Source organism: Luteimonas mephitis DSM 12574, from assembly GCF_000422305.1.
Taxonomy (GTDB): domain Bacteria; phylum Pseudomonadota; class Gammaproteobacteria; order Xanthomonadales; family Xanthomonadaceae; genus Luteimonas; species Luteimonas mephitis.
On the sequence record NZ_AULN01000012.1, the window covers coordinates 106,097 to 121,178 of the forward strand.

Below are 15,082 nucleotides of genomic sequence, written 5' to 3' on the forward strand. Positions count from 1 at the left end.
CTTCCGCTGCAACGGCCAGGGGCGCGCACCGTTCCGCGTACGCCTGGCCTGCCCCGGGAAAGAGCAGGCGCGCGAGGCTGAAGCCGGAGTCGCGCCCGTCGGAGCGGACGATTCAGGGACGCGCGCGCCGTGCGACTTCGGCAACCGTTTGCGGGGTGACCCGCCACTGGTCCGGGTCCTCGTAGGCGAAGACCACCGAAGCCTTGCCGGTGGCCTTGTCGAGCCTCACCACGCAGGCGCGCCACGCGTCCCGCCCCTCGACGCGGGTCGCCGCGCGCAGGGCGTCGATGCGGTCCTCGAGCTCGGGCGCTGCGGGCGTCGCCGGTTGCCCCGGCTCCTCGCCGACGTAGCGAAATCCGTTGAGCGTCGAGATGCCTTCGCCGTACCAGGCCACCAGCGCGTACTTGTCCCACGGCTGTGCGGCGACCTTGCGGTCGCCGGCGATCATGCGGCCGATCTCGACGACCAGTGCATTGAGGATCGGTGCATCCTTGTCCATCGGGTTGAACAACCTCGTGCTGCGTCAGGCGTTGGCCATGTCCGCGCGCGGCACCCGGTCGAACTGCTGGCCGGCTTCGTTGCGGAACGTGACGCGCTGATCGTACACGACGCGCCCGTCGGCCGGATCGGTCACTTCGTACGACACTCGCACCTTGTCCGGGCGATCCTGGTTGGCCGGCGTCAGCTCGACGGTGATGTGCACGTCCTTGCCGCTGTCGACCCAGTCGGCCCACTCGTTCTCGAGCTTCTTGTAGGCGCTGACGTTGAAGTTGCCGTTCTGCGGGAACAGGTTCTTCAGCCCCTGGTCCTTGACGAAGCGATGGCCGATGACGTGGCCGCCCTGGTCGCCGTCGATGCCGCGGTCAGCGGATTCGCGCTGCGCGCGGGTTTCGGCGGAACTGCGATCGATGCCGCTGAAGACCTCGCTCAGGTCGGCTTCGGCGCGGATCGGGCGGCCTTCGCTGTCGTTGGTCCAGGTGACGGTGTTGTCGCCGATGTGCGCGGTGGTCGTGGTGGAAATGCCGGGCGCGCCGGCATGGCCCTGCGGCACGGGATCGTCGTCGGCCGCGCGCAGCGCGCCGGCCAGGCGCCCGCGCTGCGGCGCGACGTCCAGTATCGCCGGTGCCTCCGCCAGCGCGTCGTCCAGGGCGTGCAGGGAGTCTCGCTGCGCAGGCACGGCGAGTGCCGCCAACGCGCGGTCGTCCAGCGCGTCGACCAGGCCACGCGCGAGCGCCGGCCGCTCGACGCAGGGCGATTCACGCAGCAGGCGCGAGATGCCCGGGCCATCCGTGACGGCGGGGGCCGCCTGCATGGCATCCGGCGCGTCGGCGCGGGTCGCCACATGCGGCGTGCAGTCGCGAACCGGATCGAACATGCCCAAGCCTCGTGCGAACGATGCGGCAAGTGTGGATGCCGCTGCGCGCGCGCGATATCCGGGGCTGACCCTAGATGCAGGATCGCCGCCGCCGCAGGCCGCGGCGGCTGCCGCCAGACGCGGCACACATCGGCGGCAAGCCGCGCCATCCGGCAAGCAGGCCTCCGGTGCCATCGTGGCAGGGCGCCGTATCGCGCGATCGACGGGGAACACATCATGGAACGCAAGCTGCTGGCCACCGCCATCTGCGCCGCGCTCGCCTTCGCGGCCAGTGACGGTGCCCACGCGCAGGAGGCTCCCGTGCAGGCCGCCCCCGCGCAACAGGACGCGTCGCCAGCCGATGCGGCGGACGCGGCCACCGACCTGGACGCCATCGTGGTCACCGGCTCGCGCATCCCGCGCGCGCAGATCGAAACCGCCTCGCCGGTGGTGACCATCACCTCCGAGGACATCCAGCGCCAGGGCTTCCGCAACGTGTCCGACGTGCTGCGCGCGCAGCCGCTGTCGACCGGCGCGGTGCAGGACAACCAGTTCGCCGGGTTCACCGCGACCGCGACCACCATCAGCCTGCTCGGGCTGTCGCCGAGCTTCACCCTGATCCTGCTCGACGGCCGGCCGCTGGCCGACTACCCGCTGCTCTACAACGGCCAGAGCAACTTCACCGACCTGACCAGCATCCCGACCGCGATGGTGGACCGGATCGACATCCTGCCCGGCAACCAGTCGTCGATCTACGGCTCCGCGGCGATCGCCGGTGTGGTCAACATCATTCTCAAGAAGCGCATCGACGGCATCCAGCTCAACGCCCGCGTCGGCGGCTACAGCGACGGCGGCGGCGACAACGAGCGCCTGCAGCTCACCGGCGGCAAGCAGTGGGACCAGCTGGGCATCACCTGGGGGCTGCAATACAGCCACCAGGACCCGATCTACATGCACGAGCGCGACTACACCGACACCACCGACGACAACCCCAACCCGAACCTGCGCTACGGCAGCCGCACCTTCATCATCCTCAACGGGATCACCGGCCTCTACGACGATCCGGGCGACCGATGCGATGACGTGGCGCACCTGTTCGGCGGCACCACGTTCAAGGACTTCCGCCCCGGGCGCGGCGACTTCTGCGGCAGCCGCGCCCAGCCCGGCTACGCGACGTTGCTCAACGAGGAGAAGGGGCTCTCGGGCTACTTCAACGGCAGCTTCGCGCTCAACGCGACCACGGACCTCTATGCCACCGTGCTGGTCGGCCGGAACAAGGCGAAGAACGACAGCGGTTCGCGCTTCTGGGTGCCCGACTACAACGGCAGCCACCAGAACTACGTCTGGAACGACACCGAGCAGACGCTGGAAACCTACCAGCGCATCTTCGCACCCGAGGAAATGCCCGAGGAGGCGCGCTTCTACGAGGCGGATTCGGATTCGTACAGCGCCGCGTTCGGCATCAAGGGCGCGCTGGGCGAGTCCGACTGGGACTACGACGCCTACTACAGCCGCTCGGGCTACGAGGTCACGTCCGACCAGCTGTGGCCGCTGGTGGAGCCGATGGAGGAATTCTTCCGCAGCCAGTTCATGGGTCCGCAGCTGGGCACCTACTACGGTTACCCGGTGTATGCGCCCGACAAGGACGCGATGTACCAGGCGGTGACGCCCGAACAGTTCCGCGCCTTCTCCGGCAACATCCACAACGTCTCGCGCACCTGGACCCAGAACCTCAACGTGCAGGTGGTCAACGCCAGCCTGTTTGGGCTGCCGGCCGGCGACGTGGGCGTCGCGGCGGTGCTCCAGGCCGGCAACCAGTTCTGGGACAACCCGATCGACGCGCGCGTGCAGGGTGGCGACTTCTTCGGCATCAACGGCACCAGCGGACGCGGCAAGCGCGAAAGCCAGGCATTGGGGCTGGAGTTCACCGTGCCGCTGTTCCAGATGCTGACCGCGGACGTGGCGCTGCGCTACGACCGTTACCGCAACGTCGATGCCGGCTCCGACTCGGCGCCGACCTACAAGGTCGGGCTGGAGTTCCGGCCCACCGATACCCTGCTGCTGCGCGGCAACGTCGCCACGGCATTCCGCGCGCCGGACATGGGTTACATCTTCACCGGTGGCAACGGCTTCTTCTCGAGCGAGACCGACTTCTACAAGTGCGAGATCGATCCGGACAACTGCAATCTCTACACCGGGCTGTCGGTGGAGGCCAACCAGGTCGGCAACCCGGACCTCAAGTCGATCACGGCCGATTCCTACGGCTTCGGCATCGTCTGGGCACCGGGCAGCGACTTCGACCTGCACGTCGACTACTACAACGTCGGCATCGACGACGAGGTGGTGCCGCAGTCGACCACCCAGACCCTGTTCGACGAGAACGAATGCCGGCAGGGGCGGCTGGACATCAACTCCACGCGCTGCCAGGACGCGCTGGCGCGCGTGATCCGCACCGCGGTCAATCCCGGCAACCCGCAGCTGAGCGAGAACGTCGACCTGCTGATCGTCAAGGGCATCAACATCGCCGAGGAAAACGTGTCGGGCATCACCGCCGGCGGCAACTGGCGCTTCGACGCCGACCGCGCCGGGCGCTTCAATCTCGGGCTCGAGTACAACCTGACCCTGGAGCATGAAACCCGCAGCTCGCCCGACAGCCCCGCGCTCGACCTGTTCAGCAGCGGGCAGCTGCTGTCGGCCGAGTTCAAGAGCATCGTCACCGGCGACATCGGCTGGGAACTCGGCCGCTGGTCGGCCAACCTGCATGGCGTGCGCTACGGTTCGCTGCCCAACTACGCCAGGCAGTTCACCAGCGATCCGGAAAATCCGTACGTCACCTCCAATGGCGTCGGTCCGGGCACGATCCGGCCCTGGATGCTCTACAACCTGAGCGTGGACTACGCCATCACCGACAGCAGCACGCTGAGCCTGATCGTCAACAACGTGCGCAACTCGCGGCCGCCCAGGGACCCGAGCTACGACGGCTCGCAGGGTTTCGCGCCGCCGTACTACAACATCTTCGCCTACAACGGTTACGGGCGATCGCTGTGGCTGGAGTACCGGATCGACTTCGGCGCGGATGATTGAGGCGCCTGGCGGGCCTAGGGAGCGGTCCACCACGACCCACCGGCAAGCGGCGCCCTGCTGGCGTCGGTGCCGTCGATCGCCGGCGGTGCATTGGAACTGCGGTTGCCCGTGCTTACGGATGCGCCGCGGTGGATGCCGTGGCTGCATCCTGCCGCCCTTGTGGCCGTGGCGCCGTTCGCGTGGCGCCGGCGGGACGGCGACAGGTCGCGCAGACGGGCAGCGCTCAGCCCGGTTCGACGAGCGCGCGCAGCGGCGCGAGCTGGCGTTCGTAGCGCCGCCATTCGCCGATCCCGCGGGCATGGATCGGCTGGCGCACCTGCGCGGCACTGAGCGTCGCCACCGCGCTGGTGTTGCGGCGGGTGTCACCGCAGCCGGGCTCGAAAGGCAGCCCGCAGAAGTCGAACACGCGCCGCGCCGCGGCCTCGCTGTCGCGCACCAGCAGCTCGTACGGCAGGTCGAGCACGGCGCCGGGCATGGCTGCGTGCCAGTGCGCCATCAGCCGCCGGTACTGGCGGTGGTGGCGGGCCAGCGAGTCGAACCCGTAGCTGTAGTGGTAGGCACTGCCGAACATGGCGCGATAGTTGGAGAAACACACATCCATCGGCGCGCGCGAAACGTGCACGATCCGCGCCTGCGGCAGGGCGCGGTGGATGAAGCCCAGCAGCATGAAGTTGGGCGGCAGCTTGTCGATGAAGAAGTCGCGGCCCTGGGCCCGCCAGCGGGTCTGCGCGAGATAGCGCTGGCCCAGCAGGGCGTGGTCGATGCCGTCGCTGGCCTGCAGCAGGGCGTGGTCGAGCAGGCCGTGGCCGTGGCGGTCGGCGCACCAGCGCAACTGCCGCGGGAAGTCGTCGAGCTCGCCCGCGGCGGCCATCCGCGAGTGGTTGCCGAGCACGCGCTCGAGCAGCGTGGTGCCCGAGCGCGGCAGGCCGACGACGAAGACCGGCGCAGGCCCGGGCGCGGGCGCGGCCACGTTCGCCAGCTCGGCGGCACCGCTGCGAGCGACGAGCGCGTCGAACAGCGCCGCCTCGGCGCCACTGTCACAGGGCGGCAGGCGCGCGGCCATGGTCGCGTTGGCAAGCTGCAGTGCCTCCCAGGCCGGCGCGCGATCGTCGAGGTCGTCGAGTTCCTTGTGCAGCGCGAAGGCGATCGCGGCGTGGTCCTCCGAGCCGGCCGGCGCCTGCCGCAGGCGTGCGCGCAGGGCGTCGACGTGGTTCGCGCCGGGGCGCTGGCGGCGGATCCGCGCCAGACTCAGCGAGGCGCGGCCGAGGGTCGCGCCCTGGCGCAGGCAGGCTTCCATCTCCGCCTCCGCTTCGTCGAGGCGGCCGTTGAACTGCAGCTGCAGGGCGCGGTAGTAGCGGAAGTCCGGATCGGCGTGGCCGAGCGCGCGCGCCCGCTCCATCAGCGCCAGCGCCCTGGGGTGCTCGCCCAGTCCCTGGTGGACGTGCGCGAGCGCAACCAGCACGGCGCCGGAGCGGGTCGAGGCGACCGCCGGATGCGCCAGGCAGGCGCGCGCGGCATTGGTTTCGCCGAGCGCCGACAGCGCCTGCGCGACCCGGCAGGCCAGGGCGGCGTCGTCGCCGATCGTGCCAGCCGCGCGCCGGGTCTGCTCGCAGGCCTCGCGCAGCCGGCCCTGCGCGAGCAGGGTAGCGGCGCACATCAGCCGCGCTGGCACCAGCGCGGGATGGCGCTCGAGCAGCCGCACGAACGCGCGCTGCGCTTCGGCGTAGCGGCCGTCGTGCAGGTGCAGTCGGGCCTGCTGCCAGAGCGCGCGGTCTGCGATTGCCTGCGGGGATGACGCCATCCGGTCACCTCGTGGGCCGGCACCGCGGCTCGTGCCGCCGCCTGGCGCATGGTCGCCCAGGCGGCGCCGGGCGTGGGCGCGCCCGGCCACAGCCGCCAAGCGCGGCACAGCGGCGTGGCCAATGGCAGGCCCTGTCGCCAAGCTGTACACAAGCGCGGACCAAGACGAATGTCATATGCGCGGCCCGGTGATTCAGGGGATGCTTGGCGCAAGCGTCGGGCCCGGCCCGGCGGTGGTGTCGCCATCGGGGGCGGTCGCCGCGACCCGCGGCGAGGCCGTCGCGCAGGTCGCGGGTCGCGGCGATGCACAGGCAGTTGCGAGCGTGTCCTTCCTCGAACCACGGACGACGTATCCCGAAATGCTCGACCAGCACCGCAACCTGAGCGTGCCCCAGTCCGACTTCCTTCGGGTCGGGGAGTGCGTGCTCGACCTGCCGCGGCGCGAGGTGGATGCCCCGTGCCGGGCGCAGCCGATGCGGATCACGCCCAAGGCGCAGCAGGTGCTGATGGTGCTGGTGGCGCACCGCGGGCGCGTGCTCAGCCGCGAGGCGCTGATCGAATGGGTCTGGCCCGACACGCTGCCCACCGATGACGTGCTGACGCAGGCCATCGCGCAGCTGCGCAAGGCTTTCTGCGACGACCGGGAAGCGCCGCGCTACGTGGAGACCATCGCCAAGGGCGGCTACCGGCTGCAGGCCGACATCGAATGGCTTCCGGAGGCACCGGCGCGCGCGTTCGGCGCGGGCCAGGCAACCTCGGGCAGCGCCGCGCAGGTCGTGGCGCCGCAGGCCGTCGCGTTACCCGGCGACACGCCGGCCCCGGCCACGACTTCGGCAGCGGTGTTGCCGGCGTCCGGGGCGGAGGCTTCCGCGGCCGCGACCGTCCCCCTTGCTGCGCCACTTCTGAGCGGACGCGCGCGCCGCCCCGCCCCGCTTGCGATCGGCGTCGCTGCGGTCGCGCTGATTCTCGTCGGCGTCTTCGGCTGGCGCGGCCAGCGGCCGACGCCCGATCCTGCCGCGTCGTCGCCGGCGGCTCGCCAGGCGCGTCCGGGGGTGCCGGCGGAGCGGGTCGAAGACGCAACTGCTCCGCTCGACTTCCAGCGCATCACCTCCTCGCCCGGGGGCGAAGGCTGGCCCAGCCTGTCGCCCGATGGTGGCCAGGTGGTCTACAGCGCGGGCGCCCAGGCCGGATCGGCGCGCCTGATGGTGCAGGCGACCGCGCCGGTGCCGCCGCGCGAACTCACCCCGGCGGTCGATGGCCGCGTCGACATGATGGCGGTGTGGTCGCCCGACGGCCGCCAGATCGCCTTCGTCCGCGACGAGGGCAAGGCCGGCTGCGCGGTATTGCTGATTCCTTCGACCGGAGGAGCGCCGCGCACCGTCGGCAAGTGCCATGTCGACCTGATGCCGGCGCTGGGCTGGCATCCCGACAGTGCCCACATCATTGCCGCGGGAGTGGGCGCCACCCGGGCTGCAGCCACCGGTTTCCAGGTGCTCGACCTGGCGACCGGCCAGTGGACGCCGCTGCCCTACGACAAGGCCGATACCGACGTCGACATGTCGCCGGTCTATTCGCCCGACGGTCGCTGGATCGCCTTCCAGCGCAACATCTCGCTGTCGGACCTGTGGCGCATGCCGGCCGCGGGCGGCACGCCGGAGCGGCTCACGCGGCTGCGGGTCAACATCCATGGCCTGGCGTGGACCCACGATGCGAAGGCCATCGTGTTCGGCGGCTACCGCGACCACCTGGTCAAGCTGATGCGCCTCGACCTGGACAGCCGCCGGATCGAGGAGCTGGGAAGCCTCGAAGGGCATGCCAGCTCGCCGAGCACCTCCACCGCGGCGCAGTCGCTGGCCTTCGTGCTCAGCGATCCGCAGTCGCGCATGTATTCGCTGCAGGTCGGGTCGACCGGAAGCGCGGCGGCGAAGCCGGAGCCGCTGTTCCCCTCCAGCGGCCAGGACCTGCTGCCCGCGGTGTCGCCCGATGGGCGCCAGATCGCTTTCCTGTCCGACCGCTCGCAGCGTGACGCGCTGTGGTGGGCCGAGCTTGGCCGGCCCGAGTCGCTGCGCCTGCTCGAAGGACTGGTGCCGATGGCACGCTACGCGCCGGTCTGGTCCGCCGACAGCCGACGCCTGCTGGTGGCCGGGCGCGCGCCGGGCGACGAGCGGCAGGCAATCTTCGAGATCGATCCGGCCTCGGCCCGGGTGGACCGCCTGCCGGTGCCGGCCGACAACCCGATCCGCGCCGAGTACCTGCCCGATCCCAACCGCCTGCTGGTGGTGGCCGACGCCGGCGGCGGGCGGCTGGCGCTCATCCTGTACGACCGCGGCGCGCGTCCGTGGCGCGCGCTGGCGACGCTCGACGACGTGGTCTTCGCCAAGGCCGATCCGGTACGCGGGCGGGTGCTGTTCACCCGGCCGGCGAGCGATGGCCTGTGGCAGGCGGGGCTGGACCTTGCCGGGCCGCGGCAGGTCGCGTCGCGGCCGGGCGGCGGTGCGCCCAGCAGCCGGCGTCTCGTGCTGGAAGCCGGCGGGCCCTGGCTCGCCGACTCCGATGCCGACTGCGGCCTGCGCCGCGTCGACCTGGAGCCCAGCGTCAAGCCCGGCCCGTGCCTGCACCCCGGCGCGCTGGCCGCCGACAGCGTCAGCTACAACGCGGTGCACCGGCGGCTGTACTTCTCGACCCAGGAAGCCGAGAAGTCGGACATCGGCTGGATGCAGCTGGCGCGCCGCTGAGCGAGGCGCGCTCGGGCCCTGCAGCAGCAAGGCGGGGGGCGGGATCCTGAACCCGGGCGCTTCAGGCCGGACGCCGGCGCTCAAACGGCAGGCGCGCACGCGTCGTGCCCCCGGCTCGTGCGTGATCGTTCCATGCACGGCTGCGCCGTGGTGGTCCGCTCGGCGCCCGTGACCGCGTCCGCTGCCCGCGCTGCCGCGCGCCAGCGCTTCGTGGCCTGCCACCGGACACCGTGACTTTCGGAAGAACCTCGCCTGCAACGGAGCGATTTCGGCAAGAAATCGGCTTTATTTCCTGACCGCATCGACCAACTGCGTCAAACCTTTGCCATTCCCTGGCAAAAGACGGAGTTCGATCATGCAAGCACCACTGCTCTGGGCAGATCGCGGGCAATCGCTCGCGTTCGACTGCGAGGCGGGCGTCCATGGCACCCACTGGCTCGGCGTGTCGCGGCTGGCCAACTTCAGGCTGCGCGCCCCGCTGTTCTCGGTGTGGCTGCAGGTGCGTGGCAGCGCCAGTTTCGAGGCGCGCGAAGGCAGCTTCCGGCTCGACGCCGGCGACTGGATCGCGTTCGAACGCGATTCGCTGCCGGAACTGCAGGCCGGTCGCACCGGCCTCACCCTTGGCCTGCTGCTGTCGCAGGACGTGCTGCGCATCCTCGTCCAGTCGCGCGGCTGCGGCCTGTTCGCCGGGCGCGGCAGCATCCCGCGCGGCGAACGCGCGCTGACCCTGCGGCTGTGGCGGCAGGCGATGCGCGGCAACGACGGCCCGGGCGCCGCAACGCCGGGCATCGGCGACCACATCCGCCGCATGCAGCCGTTGCTGATGCAGCTGAGCGTGCTGCAGGGCGAGCTGGCCGCACGCCTGGGTCGCTGCCCGGGGCGCTCGCACACGCGCAAGCGCCAGATATTCGGCCGCCTGCAGCGTGCGCGGCTGTTCCTGGAAGGACACCGCCACCGCGTGGTCACGCTCACCGAGCTGGCCGAGCTGACCAGCTTCTCGAACTGGTACCTGTCCAAGACCTTCCACAGCATCTACGACGAGTGCCCGCAGGCGGCCTCGCAGCGCGTGCGGCTGCAGCACGCCTGCGAACTGCTGGCCACCACCTCGCTGGTGATCGGGGAGGTCGGCGTGGCCTGCGGTTTCGAGAACGCCTGCAGTTTTTCCCGTGCTTTCCGCGGCTACACCGGCATGACCGCGTCCGAGTACCGCGCCCGCGCCGGCCTGCCAAGCCCGGCAAATCCGCCGGCGGCGCGCGGCAAAGCGGCGGCGCGTGCCTACTCGTAATTTGTGACTGGCGTTAACACGACGATAACGAATCCCTGGAGACCACATGAACTACCCCCGTTCCATGCGCCTGCGCCGCGGTTTGCTGCCGGTCGCCGTCGCCCTTGCCCTCGTGCCCACGTTCGCCGCCGCGCAGGAATCCCCCGCCGATGCGCCGGCGCAGGAAGACGCCACCACGCTCGACCGGATCGTGGTGACCGGTTCCAACATCCCGCGCACGAGCACCGAAACCGCGTCGCCCGTGCAGGTGATCAGCCGGCAGGAAATCGAGCGCACCGGGCGCACCACCATCGGTGATTTCCTGCAGACGCTCACGGTCGACGGCGCCGGCTCGATCCCCAAGAGCTTCGGCAGCGGCTTCGCCAGCGGTTCGGCGGGCGTGTCGTTGCGCGGCCTGGGCGCCGGCGCGACCCTGGTCCTGCTCAACGGTCGCCGCCTGGCGCCGTACGGCCTGGCCGACGACGGCCAGAAGGTCTTCACCGACCTGAGCGTGATCCCGATGGAAGCGGTGGAGCGGGTCGAAGTGCTCAAGGACGGCGCGTCGTCGATCTACGGCTCCGACGCGATCGCCGGCGTGGTCAACATCATCCTGCGCAAGGATTTCACCGGCGCGATCGTCAAGGGCAGCTACGGCACCTCCGCCGAGGGCGACGGCAACGACCGCAAGGGTTCGCTGACCATCGGCACCGGCGACCTGGCCGACGGCGGCTTCAACGCCTTCCTCAACGTCGAAGGCGGCAAGACCGACGGCATCATGGTGCGCGACCGCCACGACCGGAAGTGGATCGGCACCGGCGACATCCGGCCGTGGGGATACGACATCATCAGCTATGGCGGCCTCGCCGGCGCCATCACCAACGGCGGTCGTTCGGCCGGCAACTCGCCGGTCGGCAACTTCCAGCGCGCCGACGGCACCTGGGCCTCGCTTGATCCGGGCAGCTGCGCCGCGCTGTCGAACGTCGCCGACCAGGCCTCGTCCGGCGGCGGCTGCCTGTGGGACCCCAGCCAGCTGTCGGCGATGACGCCGACGCAGAGCTACATCAACCTGTTCACGCGCGGCACGTTCGCCATCAACGACGCCAGCGAGCTGTACTTCGAGCTGGGCTACACCGACAAGAACAGCGACTGGAGCACCACGCCCAGCGGCGTGTCCGGCGTGTCGGGTTACCCGGGCGGCGTGATCAACAGCAGCTCCGGGGCCAACGCGACCATCCTTGGCGCGCTGCACCCGGACAATCCCTTCGGCATCGACGGGCGCCTGCGCTATTCGCCGTTCGCCAGCGTCGGCACCCGCCGCACGCACGTGGACAACCAGTTCATGCGCGCGCTGGTCGGCGCCAAGGGCACGATGGGCGAGTGGAGCTACGACGTCGGTTACCTGCACTCGGAAACCGACCTGTCCAGCACCCGCAACGGTTACCTGCGTTACAGCGTGTTGCAGGCGGTGCTGACCGATCCGGACAATCCGTACGGCGGCTGGCTGCGACTGGGTGCGAATGCGGACCAGACCCCGGCCTCCGTGCTGGCCGCGCTCTCGCCGACCATCGGCGCGGACGCGGAAACCAGCCTCGATGCGCTCAACTTCAACTTCAGCCGCTCGCTGGCCGAACTGCGCGGCGGCGACCTGGGCCTGGCGTTGGGCGGCGAGTACCGGCGACAGGAGGCGCGGCTGGATCCGGTCACGTACACCGACGTCGGCGACATCATCGGGCTTGGTTATTCGGCCTATGACGGCGACCAGACCGTCGCGGCCGCCTATGCCGAACTCTCGGCGCCGGTGCTGGAGAGCCTGGAGCTGTCGGGCGCGCTGCGCATGGACAGCTACAAGGGCGGCGACACCGCGACCACGCCGAAGGTGGGCATCAAGTGGACGCCTGCGCAGTGGCTGTCGGTGCGCGGCACCTATGCCGAAGGCTTCCGCGCGCCCAACCCGGCCGAGACCGCCGGCTCTTCGGTCGGCTATGCGACCGCGACCGACCTGGTGCGCTGCCCCGACGGCGAAACACCGATCGCGCCGGGCATCCCGTGCCAGTCCACGGTGGCCTTCGCCAGCCGGCCGAACCCGGACCTGAAGCCGGAGGAATCGAAGAGCTACAGCGTCGGCATCGTGCTGCAGCCCACCGACAGCACCTCGCTCACCCTCGACGCCTGGCGGATCAAGCGCACCAACGAGATCACCCAGGAAGCCCCGGCCGTGGCGATCGCGCAGGGAGATTTCGTCCGCGGCGACGACCTGGTGAACGGCATCCCCGGCACCGGAACGCTGCTGGCGGTCACCGGTGACTACGTCAACTCCAACTCCACCACGGTCGAAGGCGTGGACCTCGACGCCCGGCAGCGCTTCGCGGTGGGGGCCGGCCAGCTGACCCTCGATCTGCAGTGGAGCCATATCCGCAAGTACGTGCTGATCGATACCAGCGGCACGGAATACGATTTCGCCGGGACCCACGGCAACTGCAACGTCTCCAACTGCATCGGCACGCCGAAGGACCGGATCAACCTCGGCGCGACCTGGGAAATGTCGAACTGGAGCGTGAGCGCGGTGGCCAACTACCGCGGCAGCTTCGACAACGTCCTGCCCGAGAGCGGCAGCAGCGGCTGCGCGGCCACGTTCGCGAACGACGACGATGCACCCGGCGGCTGCGAGATCCCGTCGTTCTACAGCATCGACCTGTCGGGCAGCTGGAAACCGACCGAGGCGATCGAGGTGTTCGGTTCGGTGCAGAACCTCACCGACCGGATCGCGCCGCTCGACCCCACCACCTACGGCGCGTTGAACTACAACCCGCTGGACGTGGCCGGTGCGATCGGTCGCTACTACACGGTCGGGATCCGCTACAGCTTCCAGTAACCGCGCGCCGTTCGCGGCATGCACGCAGCGCCGGCCCGTCATGGGCCGGCGTTCGCGTTTCCAGCGCGTGCCCGACTCCCATGCCGCGGTGACGCGGCGTTGCGCTCAGGCGAAGCGTTCGCGCAGCATCGCCAGCCAGTCGCGCCAGCTGCTGCCTTCGCGCGTCGGATCGTATTCGCAGCCGAGCGAGCGCATCCGCTCGCCGAGCGCGCCTTCGTCGAGTTCCTGCGCAGACAGCCGCGCGAGATCGTCGCGCACCGCGGCGATCTCTTCGTCGGCCTCGCTGTCGAGGAAGTACGACACCACGGCGTCAGGCGCATCGTGTTCGACGCGCCAGTCCTGGTGGAAGTACGCGGAGAGAAAGTTCTCCAGCGCCGGGAAATCGCTCATGCGGTGCGTGCTCGCTCGGTTCAGGGCGTGGTCGGATAGCCGGTCACGATTCTATAGCCGATGCCCAGCGCGTTCGAACGCTCCAGCACCAGCTTCACCGAGAACACGTCTTCGGCCCGGCTCTCGCCGCGCTTGACCGAAATGCCGGTGCTGGCATCGAAATGCGCGTCGAGCACCAGGCGGTTGCCGCCCTTGCCGTCGACCCAGGCATCGATCCTGCCCTGGTTCTCGACGATGGTTTGCGCGATGAAATGCTCGGCAGCCGGCAGGTCGCGGAAGCTCGACGATGCACTGATGTTCTCGCGCCGCAGGCGGTCGACCAGATCCTGCTCGCTCTTGCCGACGTGGCGTTCGATCAGGTGGCTGCCGGCGTCTTCGTGTGCTTCCAGCCCGCCGCCGGGCACCTCGGTGGCGCCGTCGGGCGGATCGATCGGGCCAAGATGCGCGTCGAGTGCCTGCTGAGTGGATTCGACCGCGTCGCGTTCGACCCGCGACAGCTGGTCGGTGGAAAACTCGCCCAGCGCATCGCGGATGCGGCCGAGCAGCGGATCGAGCTGTTCGGCGAAGGTCGGGTCGGCCTGCGCCAGCGCGATCGCGTCGCCGGTCTGGTCGAGGAAATCCAGAAGCTTTCCGCTGTCGGCCAGGTCCTGCAGGTGTGCGCCCAGGTCGCCATCGGACGCCGCCGCGGCCATCGCGTTCGCGCGCACCGGCGCGATGCCGCCGTCGTGCCATGAGCTTGCGTTGAAGCCGAAATCCGCGCACACGCCATCCATCGATCCTGCCTCCTGCCATCCGGGAATGGCAGGAGGCTAGGGGCTGGCAGCGGGTGCGGACAGCTGGTGTCGGCCCTAGGGCGATGCCGGAATCGTCACGGACGCGCCCTTGCAGGAGCGGCTTCAGCCGCGAGCTTTTCGCTACGCGGCAAGGAACCAAAAGCTCGCGGCCGAAGCCGCTCCTGCAGGGTGCGAGGGGAGCGGCCGGCCGTGCGAACTCAGAAGTTCCGCTTGTCCGGCAGCGCCGCGTAGCGCTCGATCGCGTCCAGCAGCACCTGCTTGGCCTCGGCCGCACCGCCCCAGCCGTCGAGCTTGACCCACTTGCCCTTCTCCAGGTCCTTGTAGTGCTCGAAAAAGTGGCCGATGCGCTCGAGCCAGTGCGGGCTGACCTTGGAAATGTCGTCGATGTGGGTGTAGCCGGCGAAGACCTTGTCGACCGGCACCGCCAGCAGCTTCTCGTCGCCGCCGGCCTCGTCGCTCATCCGCAGCACGCCGACCGGGCGGCAGCGGATCACCGAGCCGGGGATCAGCGGCAGCGGCAGGATCACCAGCACGTCGGCCGGGTCGCCGTCGCCGCAGATCGTGCGCGGGATGTAGCCGTAGTTGCACGGGTAGCGCATCGGCGTGGACAGGATGCGGTCGACGAAGATCGCCCCGCTTTCCTTGTCGACCTCGTACTTGACCGGCTCGGCGTCCTTCGGGATCTCGATGACGACGTTGATTTCTTCGGGGACGTTGCTGCCGGTGGGGACGTGGTCGAGGCCCATGGGGTGGGGTTCCTGGGAAAGGGGCGGCGCGGCGCGGGCCGGC

Annotated in this window: 10 protein-coding genes; 4 read left to right on the top strand and 6 right to left on the bottom strand. The window is 70.1% G+C overall.

The annotated features are described in order from the left end of the window. Window positions 1–112: 112 nt before the first annotated feature. A complete protein-coding gene (locus tag H570_RS0100595) occupies window positions 113–499 on the bottom strand; it encodes a hypothetical protein (RefSeq protein ID WP_027079065.1) in 387 nt (128 codons plus the stop codon). A 24-nt stretch (window positions 500–523) separates the two neighbouring features. Then, the gene (locus H570_RS17945) at window positions 524–1,375 is read right to left on the bottom strand and encodes a DNA/RNA non-specific endonuclease (RefSeq protein ID WP_051175936.1); all 852 of its coding nucleotides are present in this window, start codon (window positions 1,373–1,375) and stop codon (window positions 524–526) included. A 216-nt stretch (window positions 1,376–1,591) separates the two neighbouring features. Between H570_RS17945 and H570_RS0100605 the strand changes: the two genes are divergently transcribed. Next, window positions 1,592–4,438, top strand: a complete 2,847-nt coding sequence (locus H570_RS0100605; protein ID WP_036134551.1) for a TonB-dependent receptor plug domain-containing protein — start codon at window positions 1,592–1,594, stop codon at window positions 4,436–4,438. Between the two features lie 223 nt (window positions 4,439–4,661). Here the strand turns inward: H570_RS0100605 and H570_RS0100610 are convergent, their stop codons facing one another. Further along, entirely contained in the window at window positions 4,662–6,239 is a 1,578-nt protein-coding gene (locus H570_RS0100610; protein ID WP_027079067.1) for a tetratricopeptide repeat-containing sulfotransferase family protein, read from the bottom strand. Between the two features lie 199 nt (window positions 6,240–6,438). Here H570_RS0100610 and H570_RS15730 point away from each other — a divergent pair, with 199 nt between their 5' ends. The 3 genes from H570_RS15730 to H570_RS0100630 all read left to right on the top strand — a co-directional run bounded on the left by H570_RS15730 (window position 6,439) and on the right by H570_RS0100630 (window position 13,109). Next, a complete protein-coding gene (locus H570_RS15730) occupies window positions 6,439–8,973 on the top strand; it encodes a winged helix-turn-helix domain-containing protein (RefSeq protein ID WP_051175937.1) in 2,535 nt (844 codons plus the stop codon). Between the two features lie 355 nt (window positions 8,974–9,328). Next, on the top strand, window positions 9,329–10,258 hold the full coding sequence (locus H570_RS0100625) for a helix-turn-helix transcriptional regulator (RefSeq protein ID WP_027079068.1): 930 nt from the start codon (window positions 9,329–9,331) through the stop codon (window positions 10,256–10,258). Window positions 10,259–10,304: 46 nt separating this feature from the next. Next, window positions 10,305–13,109, top strand: coding sequence for a TonB-dependent receptor (locus tag H570_RS0100630; RefSeq protein ID WP_027079069.1), 2,805 nt, complete (start codon window positions 10,305–10,307; stop codon window positions 13,107–13,109). Between the two features lie 105 nt (window positions 13,110–13,214). Here H570_RS0100630 and H570_RS15735 read toward each other — a convergent pair whose 3' ends face one another. From H570_RS15735 to ppa, 3 genes are all read right to left on the bottom strand, one after another. Continuing rightward, window positions 13,215–13,499, bottom strand: coding sequence for a contact-dependent growth inhibition system immunity protein (locus H570_RS15735; RefSeq protein WP_051175938.1), 285 nt, complete (start codon window positions 13,497–13,499; stop codon window positions 13,215–13,217). Window positions 13,500–13,519: 20 nt separating this feature from the next. Further along, complete coding sequence (locus tag H570_RS17950) at window positions 13,520–14,272, bottom strand: RNase A-like domain-containing protein (RefSeq protein ID WP_051175939.1); 753 nt, start codon at window positions 14,270–14,272, stop codon at window positions 13,520–13,522. A gap of 218 nt (window positions 14,273–14,490) precedes the next feature. Continuing rightward, window positions 14,491–15,039: an inorganic diphosphatase gene (gene ppa / locus H570_RS0100645; protein WP_027079070.1), complete on the bottom strand. Its 549-nt coding sequence runs from the start codon at window positions 15,037–15,039 to the stop codon at window positions 14,491–14,493. Between the last annotated feature and the right edge of the window lie 43 nt (window positions 15,040–15,082).

What these genes read in the sequence shown, in the direction of transcription:
- H570_RS0100595 (WP_027079065.1), bottom strand. Translation starts at nt 499, where the DNA reads ATGGACAAGGATGCACCGATCCTCAATGCACTGGTCGTCGAGATCGGC.
- H570_RS17945 (WP_051175936.1), bottom strand. Translation starts at nt 1,375, where the DNA reads ATGTTCGATCCGGTTCGCGACTGCACGCCGCATGTGGCGACCCGCGCC.
- H570_RS0100605 (WP_036134551.1), top strand. Translation starts at nt 1,592, where the DNA reads ATGGAACGCAAGCTGCTGGCCACCGCCATCTGCGCCGCGCTCGCCTTC.
- H570_RS0100610 (WP_027079067.1), bottom strand. Translation starts at nt 6,239, where the DNA reads ATGGCGTCATCCCCGCAGGCAATCGCAGACCGCGCGCTCTGGCAGCAG.
- H570_RS15730 (WP_051175937.1), top strand. Translation starts at nt 6,439, where the DNA reads ATGCTTGGCGCAAGCGTCGGGCCCGGCCCGGCGGTGGTGTCGCCATCG.
- H570_RS0100625 (WP_027079068.1), top strand. Translation starts at nt 9,329, where the DNA reads ATGCAAGCACCACTGCTCTGGGCAGATCGCGGGCAATCGCTCGCGTTC.
- H570_RS0100630 (WP_027079069.1), top strand. Translation starts at nt 10,305, where the DNA reads ATGAACTACCCCCGTTCCATGCGCCTGCGCCGCGGTTTGCTGCCGGTC.
- H570_RS15735 (WP_051175938.1), bottom strand. Translation starts at nt 13,499, where the DNA reads ATGAGCGATTTCCCGGCGCTGGAGAACTTTCTCTCCGCGTACTTCCAC.
- H570_RS17950 (WP_051175939.1), bottom strand. Translation starts at nt 14,272, where the DNA reads ATGGATGGCGTGTGCGCGGATTTCGGCTTCAACGCAAGCTCATGGCAC.
- ppa (WP_027079070.1), bottom strand. Translation starts at nt 15,039, where the DNA reads ATGGGCCTCGACCACGTCCCCACCGGCAGCAACGTCCCCGAAGAAATC.